This window comes from Viridibacillus sp. FSL E2-0187 (genome assembly GCF_038006425.1).
GTDB lineage: Bacteria > Bacillota > Bacilli > Bacillales_A > Planococcaceae > Viridibacillus > Viridibacillus arvi.
This window is the reverse complement of record NZ_JBBOVG010000001.1, coordinates 3,449,914-3,471,245: the sequence shown is the minus strand read 5'-3', so window position 1 is coordinate 3,471,245 and position 21,332 is coordinate 3,449,914. Positions and strand designations below refer to the sequence as shown.

The 21,332-nt window shown below is 35.1% G+C and carries 14 protein-coding genes and 1 other annotated feature; of the genes, 12 read left to right on the top strand and 2 right to left on the bottom strand.

Translation table 11 applies throughout. The features are described from left to right. Nucleotides 1-158: 158 nt before the first annotated feature. The 10 genes from MHH85_RS16885 to MHH85_RS22310 all read left to right on the top strand — a co-directional run bounded on the left by MHH85_RS16885 (nt 159) and on the right by MHH85_RS22310 (nt 15,254). Entirely contained in the window at nt 159-1,487 is a 1,329-nt protein-coding gene (locus MHH85_RS16885) for an ABC transporter permease (RefSeq protein WP_340707826.1), read from the top strand. Between the two features lie 13 nt (nt 1,488-1,500). After that, nucleotides 1,501-2,991 carry an ABC transporter permease gene (locus MHH85_RS16880; RefSeq protein WP_340707825.1) on the top strand — a complete coding sequence of 497 codons (1,491 nt, stop codon included), beginning with the start codon at nt 1,501-1,503 and terminating at the stop codon, nt 2,989-2,991. 26 nt (nt 2,992-3,017) lie between these two features. Beyond that, entirely contained in the window at nt 3,018-4,820 is a 1,803-nt protein-coding gene (locus MHH85_RS16875) for an ABC transporter substrate-binding protein (protein WP_340707824.1), read from the top strand. Nucleotides 4,821-5,088: 268 nt separating this feature from the next. Beyond that, a complete protein-coding gene (locus MHH85_RS16870) occupies nt 5,089-7,521 on the top strand; it encodes a hypothetical protein (protein WP_340707823.1) in 2,433 nt (810 codons plus the stop codon). Between the two features lie 191 nt (nt 7,522-7,712). Beyond that, nucleotides 7,713-8,000, top strand: coding sequence for a hypothetical protein (locus MHH85_RS16865; protein WP_340707822.1), 288 nt, complete (start codon nt 7,713-7,715; stop codon nt 7,998-8,000). Between the two features lie 459 nt (nt 8,001-8,459). Further along, complete coding sequence (locus MHH85_RS16860) at nt 8,460-10,562, top strand: pectate lyase-like adhesive domain-containing protein (RefSeq protein WP_340707821.1); 2,103 nt, start codon at nt 8,460-8,462, stop codon at nt 10,560-10,562. Between the two features lie 221 nt (nt 10,563-10,783). After that, nucleotides 10,784-12,244, top strand: a complete 1,461-nt coding sequence (hpaB, locus tag MHH85_RS16855; protein ID WP_340707820.1) for a 4-hydroxyphenylacetate 3-monooxygenase, oxygenase component — start codon at nt 10,784-10,786, stop codon at nt 12,242-12,244. Nucleotides 12,245-12,377: 133 nt separating this feature from the next. After that, a complete protein-coding gene (locus tag MHH85_RS16850) occupies nt 12,378-13,223 on the top strand; it encodes a ComEC/Rec2 family competence protein (protein ID WP_340707819.1) in 846 nt (281 codons plus the stop codon). Between the two features lie 141 nt (nt 13,224-13,364). Continuing rightward, the gene (locus MHH85_RS16845; protein WP_340707818.1) at nt 13,365-14,060 is read left to right on the top strand and encodes a YqjF family protein; all 696 of its coding nucleotides are present in this window, start codon (nt 13,365-13,367) and stop codon (nt 14,058-14,060) included. 420 nt (nt 14,061-14,480) lie between these two features. Then, nucleotides 14,481-15,254 (top strand): nuclease-related domain-containing protein, encoded by a 774-nt coding sequence (locus MHH85_RS22310; protein ID WP_445684128.1) that lies wholly within the window; start codon nt 14,481-14,483, stop codon nt 15,252-15,254. A 267-nt stretch (nt 15,255-15,521) separates the two neighbouring features. Here the strand turns inward: MHH85_RS22310 and brnQ are convergent, their stop codons facing one another. Further along, nucleotides 15,522-16,847, bottom strand: coding sequence for a branched-chain amino acid transport system II carrier protein (brnQ, locus tag MHH85_RS16840; protein ID WP_340707817.1), 1,326 nt, complete (start codon nt 16,845-16,847; stop codon nt 15,522-15,524). 69 nt (nt 16,848-16,916) lie between these two features. Next, nucleotides 16,917-17,168: a binding site (T-box leader), on the bottom strand. Nucleotides 17,169-17,385: 217 nt separating this feature from the next. Here brnQ and MHH85_RS16835 point away from each other — a divergent pair. After that, nucleotides 17,386-17,973, top strand: a complete 588-nt coding sequence (locus MHH85_RS16835; protein ID WP_340707816.1) for a restriction endonuclease — start codon at nt 17,386-17,388, stop codon at nt 17,971-17,973. Between the two features lie 337 nt (nt 17,974-18,310). On the opposite strand, the gene pruA is transcribed toward MHH85_RS16835, so the two are convergent. Continuing rightward, entirely contained in the window at nt 18,311-19,858 is a 1,548-nt protein-coding gene (pruA, locus tag MHH85_RS16830) for an L-glutamate gamma-semialdehyde dehydrogenase (RefSeq protein WP_340708192.1), read from the bottom strand. 139 nt (nt 19,859-19,997) lie between these two features. Here pruA and MHH85_RS16825 point away from each other — a divergent pair, with 139 nt between their 5' ends. Next, nucleotides 19,998-21,320, top strand: coding sequence for a PAS domain S-box protein (locus MHH85_RS16825; protein ID WP_340707815.1), 1,323 nt, complete (start codon nt 19,998-20,000; stop codon nt 21,318-21,320). Nucleotides 21,321-21,332: the final 12 nt, after the last annotated feature.

The window sequence follows — 21,332 nt, the reverse complement described above, 5'->3', positions numbered from 1 at the left end:
AATTTATACTTTGTTTCTAATAGTATACTAAATTACTAGGAATAATCAAGATTAAAGGAGTGATTTTTCTGAAAATAAAAAATGGACGGATAAAAGGTAGTTTAGAGAATGTTTATAGCAATCTAAGCTCTCTCCTTTTTTATAAGTACATAATATTCTTGTTAGGTTTACCAGTTCATATCGTCATGTGGTGCGTTTATAAAACAAAATATAAGAGCACGCAATATGAGCAAATGCTATTTGAGCATATGGAAAAGATAAAGAAATCTTCTACATATAGTGAACTGATTCATCGGTATGAAGAACAATATCGAAGTAAAAAGCTATATTTCAATGAATCCATTAGTGAACAAGAAATGCAGGAGGAAGCAACAAAGCTTGCAGATGAAAGAGTATTAAAAATGGCGCAAGCTGAATTGGATACAACTGATCAAAGCAACACCAACTATCAGCACTTCTTTGCGAAATGCTTACAAAATAGAAACTTTGTTGTTGTCAGTTTTATACCAGGTATTCTTATGTATTTGTTCTTAATGATTTATGCTAGACCACTCGTTCGCTATATTTTTGAACGATTAGTGATGACAGTTTTTGTAATAATATCTGTTACTATCTTTGTATTCTCCATTTTGCATTTTTCTCCTGCTGATCCAGCAGCAAATATTTTAGGAGAATCAGCAACAGCTGAGCAGCGAGCAGAGTTTGATCATAGATATGGGTTAGATCAATCGTATTGGGTGCAGTTATGGGATGCGACAAAAGGGATTCTGACGTTAGATTTAGGCTATTCCTATACAGGTAATGAAGATGTAATGGCGAGCATTGCAAACAAATTCCCTGTCACACTAACAATCGCGTTTTGGTCATTATTAATGGCTATTGTAATCGCGATTCCAGTTGGGATGATATCAGCAGCGAAGACCAATTCATTTTGGGATTATAGCTTTATGTTTATCGCCTTAATCGGTTTATCTATTCCTAACTTTTGGCAAGGGCTTGTATTCATTTTGAACTTCTCTATAAAGTGGCACATACTACCAGCTACGTATTCTCCAGGTGATTGGTTATCAATCATAATGCCTGTAATTGTATTAGGGACAGGGTTAACAGCGTCTATTGCGCGAATGACTAGATCCTCTATTTTAGAAGTAGTGAACGAAGAGTATATTGTGACTGCGAAGGCGAAGGGTTTAAAGCCAAGTCGAGTATTTATCAACCATGCTTTACGTAATGCAATCATTCCTATTATTACAATTATCGGATTGCAGTTTGGTGGCATGCTAGGCGGGGCAGCCGTAACAGAGAAAGTATTTAATATTAGTGGTTTAGGCAGTTATATCGTAGATAAACAATTCGTACCAGATATTCCTTCTATATTAGGGGGAGTTGTCTACATTGCTATCACGATTTCGATTGTAAACTTAGCAGTTGATATTTTATATGCTTTCTTAAACCCAAGAATTCGATCGCAAATGAAAAATACTTAACGAGGTGTATGAAATGACAACACAACAGGATTTTGCTTTAAAACGATCGCAAGAGTATAAACATGCACTCTTTGTTTTAGTTATTTCAATTGCGCTAGTACTTGTTTTTTTAGTGAATGCCTTTGATGTTACAGAGGGAACATGGAACAAAGTGTGGGGTTCTTTGACAATTGCGTATTTAGTAATAGCATGCTGGCAAGCTATTATTCTATTTTGTATGAAAAGAGATTTACTAAATACGGGGGATATTCAAAAAAGAACAAGGTTAATGAGTGCAGTAAACTTACTAACTATTTTAGTGGGAAACGTTTTTACTACAACCTTCGCCTTTCGAATGTTACGTCGCAAAGCGTCTATTGAATATACGCTTTCTTACTATATGTTGCTGACTCAATTGTTAATTGTATCAGTATCATTGATAAATCTATTTAAACCATATGTATCAGACATGTTTTTACTGACAATGGCTTTATTCATTTTATTAATCATCTTTGATGTCGTTGCAGTAGTTATCTTTGGCAAGGTAGATACGGACCGTCAAATTAAACCTGCATTTAAATGGTTAGGTATTGCTTTAATCATTACAGGGTTTTCCGGAAATATATTTGGTTTTATTTTAGGGTATAGCGTGTTATTAAAAAGTACAAATAGAGATATGTCCACAATTGAAAAGTGGAATAAGATTTGGTCTAAAATCACAAAGAATTTCACAGCGATGCTAGGCTTACTATTTGTAATTTTCACATTTGCTATTTCAATTGCTAGCTACGGTACATTTGTTTATGAATTTGCTGTAGAAAACAATTATGAAGCCATGTTATTAGAGCCAAGTTTAGCTAATCCATTTGGCACGGATAACTTCGGGCGAGATGTATTTTCACGCATTATTTATGGCGCACGGATTTCATTAATTGTTGGTGTAGTATCAACACTTATTCCATTAGTTATTGGTGGATTCCTAGGTGCTGTTGCTGGGTATTACAACAAGTCAATTGACAACGTCATCATGCGTATTTTAGACGTTCTTTATGCGGTTCCTGGTATCTTACTTGCGATTGCAATTATTGCCGCATTTGGTGCAAATACCGTTAATTTAATCATCGCATTAAGTGTAGGATCCATTCCTACTTATGCAAGAACAATGCGTGCAAATGTCATGATGGTATCCAATTTAGAGTTTGTAGAGGCTGCAAAGGCATTAGGGGAAGCAGATTGGAAAATCATCTTCAAGCAAGTAGTACCCAATTCATTTGCTCCGATGATTGTCAAAGCAACCCTAACAATTGGTGGAGCAGTTATTGCGACAAGCAGTCTAAGCTTTTTAGGATTAGGCGTGGAACCACATATTCCAGAGTGGGGCAATATTTTAAAAGTAGGAAGCATGTATCTTGAAACCAACCCTTATTTAGCGATTTTCCCAGGGATAGCAATTATTTTATTAGTACTTTCCTTTAACTTCTTAGGGGACGGGTTAAGAGATGCTTTAGATCCAAAATTGGATTGATAAATATTATGTATGGAGGAATTCAAATGAAAAAGAGATTAGTGCTTTTTTTAGCAGCAGTAGTACTCGTTTTAGCAGGATGTGTTAATACAAAATCCGATGTAAAAAAAGATGAATCAAAACCATCTTCCGAAACAAAAAACACGTCTATTGAAATTTTAGGCATGAGCACAGGTGAAGATGATTTAAATATTCTACGTGACCAACTAACAAAGAATGGATTCAATGTAAAACTAAACATTCAACCTGATTACGGTAGTTTCACTGCGCAAAGAGATGCAGGTAACTATGATTTAGCGCTAAGTGGATGGACTACAGTAACAGGGAATCCTGATTATGCTGTTCGTTCATTGTTTACAACTGATGGTGACAATACTTTATTTGCTGACGAAGAAGCAGATAAATTAGTAGAAAAAGCAAGTACGCAATTAAAAGAAGAATACACTCAAACGTATAAAGATTTAGAGCAGTTAGTAGTGTTCGATAAAGCTTATATTGTTCCACTATATACTTCTTATAAAGCGCAAGGCGTAAACAACCAAGTAATCGATGAAAAAACTTTACGCTTACCAAAATCAAGAGCAGCAGTTTGGGAAGCAGTATCATTCAAAGATAAGGCTAAAAATGCATCACAACCTTTACTTGTTCAACAAGGAATCGGTGCTTTAACTTCGTTAGATCCGATAAAAGGAAATGACGGTTCTATCAATACATTAAATACAAATATGTATGTGCGTTTAGTAAATTTAACGGATGATGATGAAGTTGTATCAGATGGTTCATTGTCGTTAAATCACGCGATTGCAGATGGTAGTAAAGATTATTATTTCCTATTACGTGATGATATTCATTTTGCATCAGTTAAAGACAAAAAAGCAGCTGACTCAGGTGAGCGCGTAGGAGCAGAGGATGTAAAATTCTCACTTGATCGTGCTAAAGACAAAAACTCTGTACCTGATCACCGTACGTATAGTCTTCATGAAAGCATGAAAGACATTTCTATCGTAAGTGACTTAAAAGAATTAGATGTAAAAACAACAGATGGCCAATCAACTGTTCGTGAACAACTAGAAAAAGGTTTAGATAAAAAGATTTCAACATTAGTAACAGATAAAACAAAAGCAAATAACGGCTCTGGTGCATATCAGATTGTTAAAGTAACGACTGAAAAGCCATTCCCACAAGTACTAAATTACTTAGCGCACCAATCTGCTGGTATCGTTTCTAAAAAACAAGTTGAAAGTATTAACACATATGATGTAGCTAAATACGACGTCAACAAAGATATCGCGTATGGTGATCAAAAAACAATCACTGAAGGCAAAGACTACAATAATGCTCTTTATGCAAGCGGACCTTACATCTTAGTTTCTAAAAATGATTACGAAGCGAAGTTTGTGAAAAATCCTGCTTACATGAAAGGCACAGATTATGAACCGAAAATTTCAACAATAACAGTGAAATTTATTCAAGATCCAGAAAGTGCATTATCTGCATTACGTAACGGTGAAATTCATATTTTAAATGGCGTACCAGAAAGTAAATACGATATCGTGAAGAAAGACGACAAGCTTACATTGCAACAAAATAAGAGCAATGGTGTCTCGTATCTTGCCTTTAATATGAAAGACCGTGATGTGTCTAAAAGTGTAGCATTACGCCAATCAATCTTATATTCAATCAATCAAGAAGAAATTAAAAACTTCTACCAAGGTAACAAAATGAACGCAGTTTCAACGTTAAGTCCTCTTGTAGAAACTGGTTTAAAACTAGAGGCAGATAACAACAAAGCGAAAGAATTATTAAAAGAATACCAAAGTGAGAAGTAACGATTTCACTTAACAAATCATCCCCTAATCTTTTTGGTTAGGGGATTTTAAATTTGTTTTTAATAATATATTGAGGTCAATAGCAGTTAAATGCTTAAAAGACGTAATTAGTATCACATTTATATGATTTTTATGTAATATAACATCAATTCTAATAACAAAACCCATGAATTATAAAAAATGCCTTTATTATACTATTATTGGGTATTTTGATATACTATTCTTAATGGAAAGTAGAGTGTGATATCTATTAAGGAGGATTTTTGAAATGGGGAAATTTAGATTGAAATTTGTTAAGCCTGTAGCTTCTTTCGCAATCGGAGCTGCAATATTAACAGGGTCATTTGCAGTAACGGAAGCTACCAATACTGCGTTCGCTAAATCTGAGACTGTCACAATTACAAAAGGTAAATTAGTTTCAGTAAAGACAGGTAAAGCCGTTAAAGGCTATAAATCTTTCAAAAGTGTATTATACAAAGACGGTAAAAAATTTACGGGACTTTATAAAAAAACGTATTACAAAGCAGGTATAAAAGGAACAGGTCTTTATAAAAAAGTCTATTACAATGCTGGTAAAATAGGAAATGGATTATTCGGCAAGAAATTGTATCAAAACGGTAAAGAATTTACAGGTATTGAAAGCGCCTCTGGAAAACTGTATGTAAAAGGTACTGTGGCAAATGGTGTAGTACTTTATCAGGGGACTAAAAAACTTTATAAAAATGGATTTGTTGTTTCAACTACAGTTAATGCAGTGAAAGTAATCAATAACACAACGATTGAAGTCACATTTGAGAATGCACAAAAGGTTAACGAAATTAATGTTGGACGTTTTATCATCGACGGTTTAACAGTGACGAATGCTTCGATTAAGGCAACGGATGATAAAGTGGTTGTATTAAAGACTTCTCCACAACAAGGTGGCAGAAAGTATATAGTAGCACTCGATGGCGTTAAACAACCAGAATTTGTAGGAGTCTCTGCTGTGATGCCAACAAAGGTCTCATTAAAAAATGCTTCCCTTCAAGGAATTTTAGGTTCTCAAGTAACGGTTGAGGCGCAAGTAGAAGTAGAGAATGGTCAGCCAAAATCTTATATTCCGATAACAATTACAATTGGTAATGCAACGGATACAAGTAAGAAAACAACTGTCGAAGTTCTAACGGACGAAAATGGTATTGCCAAATATAGTTACATACAGCATGTCTTTACCCAGGATTCTATATATGCATATTCATCGGTAAATTCTGGCGTGAAATCATCCGAAACAAAAGTCTATTGGGGTGACTCAGAACGCTTAAGAATTACGGATGTGACAAAGGAATCTACAGTAGCCAACAATTCTAAAAAAGTATATAAAGTAAACGTTAATCCAGTAGATGCGTCAAGTGATACAAAAGGCAAATACGTCAATGTTACATTTGCTGAAAACTTAAATGTCACATCAGATAAGATCAATCGCAAAGCACAGATTGTAGAGAGTAATAAGACAACACCTTATCAAACTGCAACGACTCAAGCAGGAGCAAAAGTGTATGTTAATGCTAAAGGCGAAGGAACTTTTACAATTACGGGTGCTAGTACATCTATAACACCGATAGTATTTGCGAATGGTAATGATTCATTAGAAAGATTAGATACGACAGAACTACAAGCAAAAGGATCGACAGTTAAGTTTGATATTAAGCATTCGATGATCTTAAATGTTGAAGCGCTAGGAACAGAGAATGCTTCAAACGTTTCGACTGCAAAAAATGTCGTAGTAGGTAATACATATGCAGCGAACTTCGGTGGTCGTCAATATGTAGCAACAATAACAGACTTAGCGGGCAATAAAGCACCAGCTAAAATTTCTGTTAAAGTAGCGTTAAAAGGTGACACAGAAACAGCGTATATCTTCCAAGATAATAAAATAATAACGCCAGATAGATACGGTAATTACACATTAGTAACGGATAAAAAAGGCGTTGTATCATTTACAGTTATTAATAAAAAAGTAGGTTCTTATATCATTCCAACAATATTTATAGATAAAGCTTCTAACGCGGGAACTGGTCAACTAGATGTTGGTGATTTACAACAAACAGCACCACTTACTTACTTTAACGAAGCAATCATAAGTATCGCTAGTATGAAATTCGTCAATGCAAATGGTGAGGATGTAACTTCAATTTCAGCAGAAATGCCAGTGATACTAAACTATCAAACTGTAGATCAGAACGGCCTACCATATGCACCTAAAGTCGGCAGTACAGTTACGTTTGAATTTAAGTCAACATTTGCTACGGTGATGTTATCAAATGGTATAAATAAAGTAATTACGCCTGAAAGTCCAGATAACAGTCAAGTAGTAACAATGGGGAACAACGGAAGCATCACATTTACGCTTAAATCAAACCTTGCGGATATAGTGAATATCGAAGCAACTTCATCAGATAGTCTCATCGTACCTGCGATCGCTACTTTAAAAGTTTTGGATCAAGCAACTCCTTTTGAAAGAGCTAATAGTGTAACAGATATTGATGGGATGCTTTCCACACTATATGAAATGGACACTTTAAAGGATAAATTAAGTAGTCTAGATGTTGTGAAAAGTAGAGAAATTGCAAAATACATCCTAGAAAAACGCCCTGCAGGAGCAGGTTATACTAAACAATCAGATTTAGAAAAAGAATTCAATGTAAAGTTCAATGGATTATAAATAATTGATTACTCACAAAGCCCTTCAAACACTTAGGTTTGGGGGGCTTTGTTTTCAAAGAGTTAAAAATAGCATCATTATGCCTACTGATAAAGGAGGATTTAAAAATATTATACATAATTAATGGTTAATTTTTCCTATTTATGATAAATTAAGAGAGGGGATAAAATTTCTAAAAGGAGATGGGAGAAGTGAAGTACTATTATCAAGGGGAAGAAATAATCGATTTTAGTGAAATAACGGTGCATATAATTGAGGCAGATCGAAATGAGCAGAGAATGATATATTTAGTTCGAAAATTATTTCAATTCCCGGTAATATTTATTGTTGATGACACTATGAAGACCAATTCTACTTTTGATATGGAAACAACTGAAACGAGACTTCAACGAAAAGACTTACATATGCATATGAAAGAATGGAAAGGGTTTAAAACCCACCATCATTTTATTACAAGACGAAGAACAAACGAAAAGTAAGACAATCATGCAATCTAAGTAGGTGGAAATAATAAGTCTCCATTATAAAATTGTACGATTACTAATACATAAAATGACTGGAAGAATCCTAATACTATGTAATTAGTGAAAAAGAATGTAAAAACAATAGAAGTATTAAAAAGTAAACCTCCATATGCTCTATTAGGGGGTTTTTTTACTTTTAAAATGAATGTTTTTCGAAGATGAAAAGTGGTATATAAAATTTGATTATACAGTATTTGGTAGTTGTATAGTAATTGGTAAATGCGGTTATTTTTCATTCGTGATAAATTGTAATGACAAAAAAGTATTATTAGTTAATACTAATGGATTATATTTATTTTAAAAACATGTGGATTTTATCATTGTTTTGTTGGATAATAGGACTAGTAAATTTCAATTCAATATCAATTTATAGATGAAATTACTAATTATATAATCTAATTGGGGGAATTATCGATGGAAAAACATAGTATGAAATTCATTAAACCTATAGCAACATTAGCTTTAGGGGCAACAGTATTAACAGCAGCAGTATTAGGAACTCCAGCAAATGTCGCTGAAGCAGCTAGCTATAAAGTATCAAAAGGATATTTAATCTCAAAAACAACTGGTAAAAAGATCAGCGGATATAAAACATACAATGGTAAAGTTTACAAAGACGGTAAACTATTAAATGGCTTAAAATCAGGTGTTTACTATAAACAAGGTAAAAAAGCATCAGGTACATATAAAGGGAAATACTATTCAAAAGGTAAAAAATATACAGGCTTAAAATCAGGCAATTACTATAAAGACGGTGTTAAAGCATCAGGTACATATAAAAGTAAGTATTACTCAAAAGGTAAACTATACTCAGGTTTAAAATCAGGCGTTTACTATAAAAACGGTGTAAAAGGAACAGGTTCATATAAAAGTAAATACTACTCAAAAGGTAATTTACTAACAGGTATCCGTACATCAACTGGTAGTCTTTACGTTAAAGGCGAGCTAAACAAAGGTTTAAAACTATACAAAGAAGAATTGTATAATGGCAGTAAATTAAATAAAGGTTTAGCATTATACGCTGGAAAATTGTATAACGGCAGTAAACTAAACAAAGGTGTCGTAGAATTTAACGAAAAATGGTACAACGGTTCAACACTTGCAAATGGATTAATCAAAACACCAGACGGTAAGACGATTAATGTTAAAGATGGTATCCAAATTTTAAATGCGGTAGAAAAAGCTACAAATGCAGTAGAAAAAGCTGAAACAAGCAAAACAATTGCAGAAGTAGCAGTTGCACAAAACTTGTTAACAGCATTAGAAGATGGCGAAGTAAAAACAGCATTACAAACACGTTTAGATGCAATCGACCTAGCTGAAAAAGTAGCAACAGTTGAGGAATTAACTACAGCTTTAGCAAATGACCAAGTAAAATCTATTACATTAACAGCAGACATTACAACGACAACTCCTGTAGCACCAAAAGCTGGAGTGACAATCGACGGTGCAGGTAATAAAATAGCTATCAATACTTTATCTCCTGAAGGTAATAACACAGCTGATGGTTTATACATCCAACAAGACAACGTAACATTAAAAAATATTACAGTAACAGGAACTCATACCGACAACCTAATCGAAATTTACAGTGACAATGCAACACTTGAAAACGTAACAGTTTCTGGTGGTAAAAAAGCGGGTATTTACGTAAATAATGATGGAGTAAAAACACTTACAGTTAATTTTAATGGTGTTCATACAACTGATAATGGTTGGAATGCAGGTATTGGCTTAGCAGCACAAAAAGCAGATTCTAAAGTTATTGCTAACTTCTCAGGCAATAATACTTTTGGTGAAGATGTAGCGGTTTATTCAGAAAAAGGTACTAAATATGCAGGAACTTATGAAGTGAACGGTTTAGAAAACTTTGTAAAAACAGAGATTGCTTCACAAGATAAATGGATCTATGAAACAAAAGCATTTGTATCAAATGAAGAAGAACTTTCAAAAGCTCTAGCAAATGAAAAAGTAAAAACAATTAAACTTACAGCAAACATTACATCAACAACACCAGTAGCACCAAAAGCTGGAGTGACAATTGATGGAGCAGGTAATGAATTAGCTGTTCATACAGTATCACCAGGAGGAAACAACACAGCTGATGGCGTATTCATCCAAGAAAAAGATGTCACGTTAAAAAACATCACTATTACAGGAACTCATAATGACAACCTAGTTGAAATTTACGGTGACAATGCAACACTTGATAACGTAACAGTAACAGGTAGTAAAAAAGCTGGCATTTATGTGAATCATAATGGAGTAGGCGACATCACTGTCAACTTCAAAGATGTACACACAGATACTAATATTTGGGCAGGTATTGGCTTAATAGCGCAAAAAGAGGAAGCTACTATCATCGCTAATTTCTCTGGAGAAAACAAACTGGATGAAGAAGTAGCACTTTACACTGATGATAAAATGCTTTACCTTGGCGATTATAAGGTAAACGGATTAAAAGGTTATGAAGTGAAACGTGTAGGACAACAATATCATTGGAAAAAAACAAAATAAAGCACTAATTTGAAGAGGTCCCCTTAACTTCGGTTGAGGGGATTTTTTTGTTGTGAATAATTTCCCTTTGAATGTTTTTCTCTTTTTAAAATCTAATGCAATTTGGAGTGCCTTAATCGGGCAGTAACAATAGTTAGGTCATACTCATAAAATATGACTAAAGAAATAGTTGAATCAAACAGCTATTTCACCTTTAGTGAGTATAATTTAGGAGTGTGCGTATGACAGCAATAACCGGCAAACAATATATTGACCGAATTAACAAGTTGAAAACAAATGTTTGGGTTGATGGTAAGCAAGTGACAGGTAATATTTCCGAGCACCCTGCATTCAATGGAATCATGAAGAGTCAGGCAGCATTATATGAAATGCAGCATGATAATTCATTAAAAAGTATCCTCACATATCCATCACCATCTACTGGAAATCCAGTAGGTCTGTCTTATCTACAACCTAAAACGAAAGCGGATTTAGCTAAAAGAAGAGAAATGATTCAGCAATGGGCAAAATCAAATAATGGAATGATGGGCAGAAGTCCAGATTATATGAATACAACGTTAATGGCGTTTGCATCGTCAGCTCAATTTTTAGAAGGGAAAGAAAACTGCTTTCCTGAAAATTTACGAGCGTTCTACGAGTATGCACGAGAGAATGATATATCGATGACACATACATTTGTGGATCCCCAGGTTAATAGAGGGCAATATTATGTGGAGACTACAAAAGAGCCTATTGCTGCAAGAGTAATAGATAGTAACGATGAAGGTATTATTGTCAAAGGCGCGCGATTGCTCGCAACACAGGGTGGTATAACTGACGAATTATTAGTGATGTCAGCTGCAGGAATGTTGGAGGAGGAAAAGGGATTTGCCTTTTCAATACCAAGTAACACGGAAGGGTTGAAATTTCTATGTAGAGAGTCTTTTGTTGGGGGAGATTCAACATTTAATTACCCATTAAGCTCTCGTTATGATGAAATGGATACGATTGTAGTATTTGATAATGTATTAGTTCCTTGGGAGCGCGTTTTTTATTATAACAATTTAGGTGTCGCTAATAATTTTATGATGGCAAGTTCTTTTCAACCTTTTGCGTTGCATCAAGTAGCCTGTAGACAAATTGTGAAAACTGAGTTTGTATTGGGTGTAGTACAGTCTATTATCAATACGATTAATATCGGTGAATACTTACATGTTCAAGAAAAGGCTACTGAAATTATCGTTGCGTTAGAAACAATGAAAGCACTGGTCATGAAGTCTGAAGCAGAAGCCAAGTTGGATGAGTCAGGCATAATGAGACCAGATCGTACAACGTTACAAATATCTATAAATGTATTTCCTAAGGTCTATCCGAGGTTTGCTGAAATCATTCAAACCTTGGGAGCAAGTGGGTTAATGTCAATCCCAACTGAAAATTCATTCCAATCAAGTATAAGAAATGACCTAGATCAATATTTGCAATCGAAAGCCGATACGGCAGAAGATCGGGTTAAAATATTCCGACTTGCTTGGGATATGACTATGAGCTCTTTCGGCACACGTCAAACATTGTATGAGCGACTGTTCTTTGGTGATCCCGTAAGGCTCTCTAGTCAGCTTTATTTTACGTATGATAAAGAGCCATACGTGCAAAGAGTGAAGGATGTACTGAATTCTAATACCGATTCGCTAAAAAAAATTTAGTGTACGAATAGTCCCAATAGCAATAACGAAAATCTCCTCATCATTAGATAAGGGGATTTTTTCACGTCATAATTCAACTCATTTAGAGGATACTACACGTACATTAATTCGAAGAAAAAAGGGGAGTGGTTGTATGAATCAGCATTTGTCCAAAGGCAAAAGATTGATGTTCCAGTACATAGTTATGCTCATCATTCTGACTTTAATAGGTTGCTCCTCTTTCCACACGAAAATTGCTGCAAGTAGTGAGACAACATTATTAGATATGACGATTTTTCAAATTGGGAAAGCTGACAGCATGCTTTTAATGTCGGGTGGCAAAACGATATTGATTGATACTGGAGAAGACAAGCATGGCAAAAAAATTGTCGATTATTTAGAAAAGCATAATATAGAAAAAATTGATTACCTAATCTTGACACATTTTGATAAAGATCATGTTGGTGGAGCAGATACAATCATCAATAGTGTAGACGTCCAAGAAATTATAACGCCAAAATATAAGCGGAGCAGTATACAGTATCTAGAGTACAAACATGCCATTACAGCAAATCACATCACGCCTATAGCTTTGACCGCTACGTACTCCTTTACTGCAGGTACCGCTGAATTCACAGTATACCCACCTCAAAAAAGTAAATACAAAATAGAAAATGATTATTCACTTATAGTAAGCGTTCAGCATGGAAGCAACAGTTTTTTACTAACAGCAGATGCAGAAGAAGAACGCATGGATGAAATAATGAAGCATAGCGTAGTTGAACATACATTTTTAAAAGTACCGCATCATGGGAAATTTGAAGATAATACATTGGAATTTTACAGCATGGTAAATCCAAAATTCGCTGTCATCACCAGTGGAAGGAAAAGAGCAAAAACAGTCAGTGCCTTGGAGAAATTAGGAACAAAAGTTTTTGTCACAAGAGACGGAACTGTATATGTTAAAAGTGATGGTACTTCGATTAGTATGCAACAATAACTACAGTTTAAAACTCGGTCCGTATTAAAGATGTATTGAAACCCTAACCTTTTCGGAGTTTAGGGTTTATTTTTTAATCGTTTGAATATATTCATCAAAGGGAATAATAAATATTGTGAAGTTATTGAAAGGAGTTATGAAATGAATAATAGACCTTGGATCATATCGCAGGAATGGCACGATATATTATTTCTACATTGGCCGGTTTCCGCTGAAGATATACGTCAATACATCCCATCAGAACTCGAACTCGAGATCTTTGACAATAAAGCGTGGATCAGTTTAGTATTTTTTCAAGTAAAAGAAAATCGTCCAAGATTTATACCATCCATACCCGGCATCAGTTCATTTTTAGAATTAAATGTCCGCACATACGTTACTTATAAAGAAAAGGCTGGCGTATATTTCTTAAGCATAGATGCCAATAATCAACTAATCACAAAACTAGTGAATTATAAAAACTTTATGCCTTTCAGAAATGCGAATATTACTTTGAAAAAGTACGAAAAAGCTATTACTTTTTATAGTAGAAGCAAACAAATAGAAACAAATTACGAAACTCTAATAGCTTCATACGAACCAATTTCTGGACCCATTGAACGTAGTCAACTCGAGTGCTGGCTAAGCGAACGTTATCATTGCTGGACAAAAATAGACGACCAGTTACTTAGAGTAGACAACGCCCACCAACCATGGACGCTGCAAAAAGCCGCATACACCATCCATGAAAATTCAATCGCTTCTTATTTAAACTATGATGCCAAAGAAAATTACCCAATCGCTCACTACTCCAAAATGAAAAAAGTCCAACTTTACCCTCCAGTTAAAGAAACGTAAAATCATTGATGTCTTTAGGGGCGAATGAAAGCCTCTAAAGACGTGAATATTCTGCTAAATAACAAAGAGGTGAGTTAGCGCAACAAACGAGTGAGATAGTGCAACAAACAAAGCGCTTAGCGCAACAAACGATTAAGTTAGTGCAACAAATCCCTAAATTCGATCGGCATTAAAATCTGCTGCAATCCAATCCAGAAATACCAGCGAATATCAAAATTGAGATTATCCCAGCCTCAATGTACTTGAAAACGAAGAAAAAGGTACCTAAAAGGACGTGAATATTCTGCTAAATAACAAAGAGGCGAGTTAGCGCAACAAACAGCCGGATTAGTGCAACAAACCCCAACTCACCTCAAATCTCTATTGAAATATTTTCCATATTATGATAGATTCTATCTAACTATAGTTGAGAGGGAGTGAATCTTCATCATTATTATAAGACCCGTTCCACTACAAATTCAAGCACTCAATCGGCTCCTTTATCGAGTCCCGACCACACATCATCAAGCCATCAACAGTATACGGCAAGACTCCGAGCGTATTTTAGCAGGCTATAAAGGAGAATTGCGTGTCGACCATTTCGTCCAAGAAACTCATTTCAAACTGCCATATATCTATGTTCCTAATGTTGAATTACAAGTTTCAAAATTTCGCTTTGTGCAAATAGACTCTCTCATTATTACTCCGAGCTACATTTGCATATTTGAAGTGAAAAATATGCGAGGGGTACTACGATTTCACGAAAATCCATATCAATTAGTCCAAATAGTAGATGGTGAAAAGCGAATATACGAGTGTCCCCAAAGTCAAATTATCCGTGCAGTAAGTAGCCTGAAATATTGGCTCCAAAATAACAAATATGAAATCCCGATATACTATAAAATTATCATGCCAAACACCAACACATTTATACGCCCCAAGAAAGTGCAATTACTGTTCAATAAAGAAATCTCCATCTTTCTAGAACAGCTTAATTCTCTCCCACACAAACACAACGTTGAAGAATTCCGTTTACTTTGCAATCAACTAAAGTCACAAATCAAGCCCTATAATCCCTTCCCCTTATGTCAAAAATACAACCTACAACCCGAAAATTTAATTCCAGGTATGATTTGCACATGTGGTGTCTCGATAGAGAGCACGAAATCGCGTGTGCATTACTATGATTATAATCAACCGTTATTAAAAAAATAAAACCAGCAAAAGCTGGTTTTTTTATGCCCAAAAACCATAAAAATACTAAATGTAAGGATGTGAATATTCTGCTAAATAACAAACGGACGAGTTAGTGCAACAAACAACAGAGATAGTGCAACAAACAACGCACTTAACGCAACAAACAGCCGAGTTTGCGCAACAATCTCCGCACATAGCGCAACAATCGAAACCCAACCTACTTTCTATATCCATCTACAAAAAAAAACTACCCAACTAACTGCGGGTAGTCCCTACTATAAAAAATCACTTCTCAACAGGCTTCGAAACAATCACCGAAGATTCGCCTTTAATAAGATAAATACAAAAACCAATAGCAGTCCCGACAATTGCAGGAATAATCCATCCCAATCCAAGATCAGCAAATGGAAGATAGCTCATATATTTATCTACTACACCAAACGTGAAGCCAAATGCTTTTAGTCCGTCATATAGTGCAACGATTCCAGTAAGTGTCATTGCTGAAACATAAACATATGAAGAACCTTTGAATAACGGATGGAAAAGAGAAATCACGATCAAGACAATTGTTAATGAGTAAGCAGCAACTAAAAAAGGAACGCTTACCAATAAAATTGTACTAAGTCCGAAATTAGCTAACCCGAAACCAATCAATGAAAAGAATAGAGATATTTTCTTATAACTGAATTTAGGAACTAATGAATTGAAATAGTTTGAACAAGCAGACACCAATCCAACACATGTAGTAAAGCAAGCGAGAACGAAAATAATACCTAATAATAAGTTGCCCCATTGTCCGAACAATAAATAGGAAGCAGAAGATAGAAGGTCACTACCGTTTTCAAATGTACTTGTTCCTGCCATTTTCACACCAATATAGCCTAGTGAGCAATATACAACAGCAAGTAAAGATCCGGCTAAAAGACCCGCTTTCAGCATTTCTCTTCGAAGCATTTTACCTTCAGTAGCTCCTTGTTGCTTTAGCGTTGTCAGTATAACAATACCGAATGCAAGTGCAGCTAGTGCATCCATTGTGTTATATCCTTCTAAAAAACCTTTTAGGAAAGGGGATTGAGCATACTCTGTTGTTGTAGGAGCTAATGCACCATCTTGTAAACGAACAAAACCTACTACAACTAAAATTACCATGCTAAGTAAAAGAAGTGGTGTAATGATCTTGCCCATAAGATCCATCATTTTACTTTGATTTAAGCTAACTAAAAATACTAAAAGGAAAAATAAAGCCGTAAAGCCTATTAGCGCAAAAGGAGAATCAGATATAAAAGGTTTTAACCCCATTTCGTATGCAAGTGTTGCATTACGTGGGATAGCAAGAAATGGTCCGATTGATAAATATACGATGATGGTAAATACGATTCCGAAAATAGGATGAATGCGACTTGCTAGTGAACGTACTCCTCCTTCAACAAAAGATAGAGCTGTTAATACAAGTAGAGGAAGACCGACAGCAGTTACGATAAAACCAGTAATTGCGAGTGGAAAGTTTGTTCCTGCATTAGCGCCTAAAAACGGTGGGAAAATAAGATTACCGGCTCCGAAGAACATTGAGAATAACATTAATCCAATAAATAAAGTTGTTGATTTTTTCATTTCATTCACTCCTTCAAAATAGTAATCCATATTCAGTGAAAATAGGCACAAAAAAAACTCGCCCCTATAAAAAGGGACGAGATTACTCGCGATACCACCCTAATTCCGGAATTTTGTGTTCACAAAAAATCCAGCACTCAGCCACCGTACTATCATACGTGATCCCAAGGTAACGGAGGATTTGCCGGCAAAATTTACATCAGGTTCAATTTTGCTTCTCGGAGATGATTTCAGAAAAGGACTTAAACATCGACTTTCAGCAAGCGTCGACTCTCTATAGATTAAGTGTCCATTCGTACTTATTCTCTTCATCGAATTTGGATATGTTTTATAGCTTATCAGCTTGAAAAATAATTGTCAATATAAAATGAAAAATTAGATATTTCAGAGATTAGTTGAGGTGCTATTACATCTAATTAATAGTTTCAGTGAATGTTTAATAGTTATATAATAATGATTAAATATAATAAAATTACATTTTAAGGTATAATAGGTATATCAAAGTGGGTTGTTAATAGATTTAATGGGAGGGGTTTTAATGCGGAATCGTACGAAAAAGGAACAAAAAATGATGGATGAATTAATGGGACTCTTAGTACTTATAGCGGCGATAATCGGCTGGTTTACTACTAACACTTTGACGGGTGTTTTTGTTGCAGTTGGATTATATATTATTGTTATTATAATATTCTCGATTTGGAGATCTATTAGGTTTAACAAGAAGATGAAGGAATCTGGGATACAAGAAATCGATAAGATGACTGGAAGACAATTTGAGGAATATGTTGGTACAATATTTAAGAGCCAAGGCTACAAAGTGTCTTATACATCTACAACTGGAGACTATGGAGCAGATCTAATATTAAAAAAAGAACAGCAAGTTATTGTTGTACAAGCAAAGCGATATAAGCAAACAGTCGGTGTTAAAGCAGTACAGGAGATAATCCCAGCTATTAAGATGTACAATGCAACAGTAGCTTGGGTAATTACGAATAGTACATATACAAAACAAGCCTTAATACTCGCAAAAAAGAATCATGTCCGGATGATTGAAAGAGATGAACTAATCAAGATGAGTTTAGATATGAAAAATAGGAATGTGAAACTGGAGCTCAAGACTGATTAATCCAATCTACGCGATAAAATATATTTGTAATAAATTGGAATTTTATGAAAATAATAATATGTTGAAATCTCATTGATTACATTAGTATCCTGAACACTAAATAATGGATAATTCTAAAATAACTTGAACGATAGTACAAATGTTACTATTACTCAAGTTATTTTTATTTTTAAATACAAATTACAACGGAAATATCATAATAATTTTTCCACTTCACAAAACTTTGGGGCAATCCTAATCATTAATAATTTTATGTAAAACAAAAACCCGACGCATGAATTATCACACGTCGAGCGTAAAAATAGTCGAGTTTCTTCTATTTATATTGTAGAAAAAATTATAGTGTTTCTGAAGTTGTTTTTGCTTGCATATGAAGCTGTAAATAATCAGGACCGCCAGCTTTTGAATCTGTACCTGACATGTTGAAACCACCGAATGGTTGGTATCCTACGATAGCACCAGTACAGCCACGGTTGAAGTACAAGTTACCAACGTGGAAGCGTTGACGTGCGTATTCGATGTTAGTACGATTTTTTGAAATGACAGCTCCAGTTAAACCATATTCAGTATCATTAGCAATTGCGATTGCTTCTTCGAAATTAGAAGCTTTAGAAATAGCTACAACTGGTCCGAAGATTTCTTCTTTCATAATACGTGCTTCAGGAGATACATCTGCAAATACTGTTGGCTGAACGAAATAACCTTCTGATTGGTCAGCAGTACCACCAGCGATTAAGCGACCTTCTTCTTTACCAATTTCGATGTAGCTAGTAATTTTATTGAATGCAGCTTCATCAATAACTGGTCCAGTATAGTTAGTAGGATCTTCTGGATTACCTACTTGTAATGCTTTTGTTAATTCCTCAACACGTGCTACTACTTCATCATAAACTTCATCTACAATGACAACACGTGAACATGCTGAACATTTTTGACCACTAAAGCCGAATGCAGATTTAACGATAGATTGAGCAGCTAATTCTAAATCAGCCTCTTTATCTACTACAATCGTATCTTTACCGCCCATTTCAGCGATAACACGTTTAATCCAAATTTGTCCTTCATTTACTACAGAAGCACGTTGATTGATACGAAGACCAACATCACGAGAACCAGTGAAGCTGATGAAACGAGTAAGCTTGTGATCTACTAAATAATCGCCAACTTCAGCGCCTGAACCTGGGATGTAGTTAACAACACCTGCAGGAAGTCCAGCTTCTTCTAATACTTCAATGAATTTGTAAGCAACAACTGGTGTAGTTGAAGCAGGTTTTAAAAGTACAGTGTTACCAGTTACAACTGCTGCTACAGTAGTACCAGCCATGATTGCAAATGGGAAGTTCCAAGGAGAGATGATAACACCAACACCTAACGGAATGTAGTCATAACGGTTAAATTCGCCAACGCGACTTTCAACTGGTTGACCATCTTTAATCGCTAACATTTGGCGACCATAATACTCAAGGAAATCGATTGCTTCTGCAGTATCAGCATCAGCTTCGTTCCATGGTTTACCAGCTTCGAATGTTAACCAAGCAGAGAATTCGTGTTTACGACGGCGAATGATTGCAGCTGCTTTAAATAAAATATCAGCTCTTACTTCAGCGGGCGTATATTGCCATTCCCCAAAGGCAGTATGTGCAGCTTGCATTGCTTTTTCAGCTAATTCTTGGTCAGCTTTTGATACAACACCAACTAATTCTGATTTCTTAGCAGGATTGTAAGATGAGATTTTTTGCTCAGTTGTTACTTTTTCACCGTTTATGATTAAAGGATATTCTTGTCCTAATTGCTCTTTAACTTGTTTTAATGCAGTTTGATATGCATCTGCATGCTCTTGCGAAGTGAAATCTGTAAATGGTTCATGTTTGTATGGAATCATTATTTTTTCTCCCCCTATGTTGTAAGGTGCAAAATGAGTTTGCACTTTTCTGAAAAGTATATATATAATAATGCAATATCATTTGGCATATTACAATAAAAATATTCAAAAAATTATAAAAAACTTAAAGGGGCATATAAAATTGGAATTAAATGGTCTGCTTCAAGTGTATGAATTTATTACAGAAATGAGTGATATCGGCATTAGTGCAATCGATGCCAATGGAATGCCGGTAATTTATAATAAAAAAATGAAAGAGCTTGAGGGCATAACAGATGAGGAGGTTAAAAAACGCTCTGCAAGGGAAATTATAAATTTTGAAGCTGAAGAGAGTTTATTGCTTCAAGTGTTACATAAAGGTCAACCTATTCGAAATCATAAAAAAACATTTTGGAATCGAAAAGGGCAGGAGATTACGACCATCAATAATATTTTGCCGATTGAAAAAGAAGGGCGAATTCTTGGAGCCGTTGAATTTGCGAGAGATATTTCTACACAAGAATTCATGATGTATCAGCCACTCCGACGTTATGGTCAACCTTTAACATTTGAAACAATCACAGCTGTTTCAGCATCGATGAAAAATGTAATTTCAACTGCAAAAATAGCTGCGACTAGTCGCATTTCTGTAATGCTTATCGGGGAATCAGGAACGGGTAAGGATATGATCGCTGAAGGAATCCACCACTCACTTTCTGTACCCAACGAACAATTTATAACGCTCATATGTAGAAGAGACGAAGAAGCGGTAATTGCACAGTTAGAAAAATATATAACCGAGCATCATAACATTACGTTTTTCGGTGAACGGATTGAATATTTATCAATGTCAGCACAGGAAAGAATCGTAGAATTATTGAAAATCCATGAAACAAAAAATCACGTATTTATAGCTAGTATTGGTGGCGACCCAATTGAACTAATAAGTGATGGCAAGCTATCGAAAAGTCTATACTTTTTCTTCTCATCACTTACAATCCGTGTTCCATCAATCAGAGAAAGAAAAGAAGATATTATGCCCTTCGTGAATGATTACTTTTCGAGGCATCGACAAGACTACGGATCCTTTGTAAAAGGTCTTGCACTAGAAGTCGAAGAAATATTTTTGTCTTATGATTGGCCAGGAAACTTGAAGGAATTAGAAGTGTTATTAGACGAAATAGCATCTCTTATCACTACAGAAGAGAGTATTACTTACGAGATGTTACCGGCTTATTTCCGATGGAAGGTGCAAGACATTCATCGTCAGGAAAATAGTGTGCAAAGTGAATTATTTATCGTGCAGACAGTAAAAGACCTTCGTCCACTCGATCAATATATCCGTGAAGTGGAAGACTATTATGTAGTCAAAGCCCTTGAATTCTTTGGTGGTAATGTCTCAAAAACTGCAAAAGAGCTTGGTTTGAAAAGACAAAGTTTACAATATCGCATGAAACGAATGAAAGATGCTGAAGAGAAAAAATAAAAAATCCCGCCT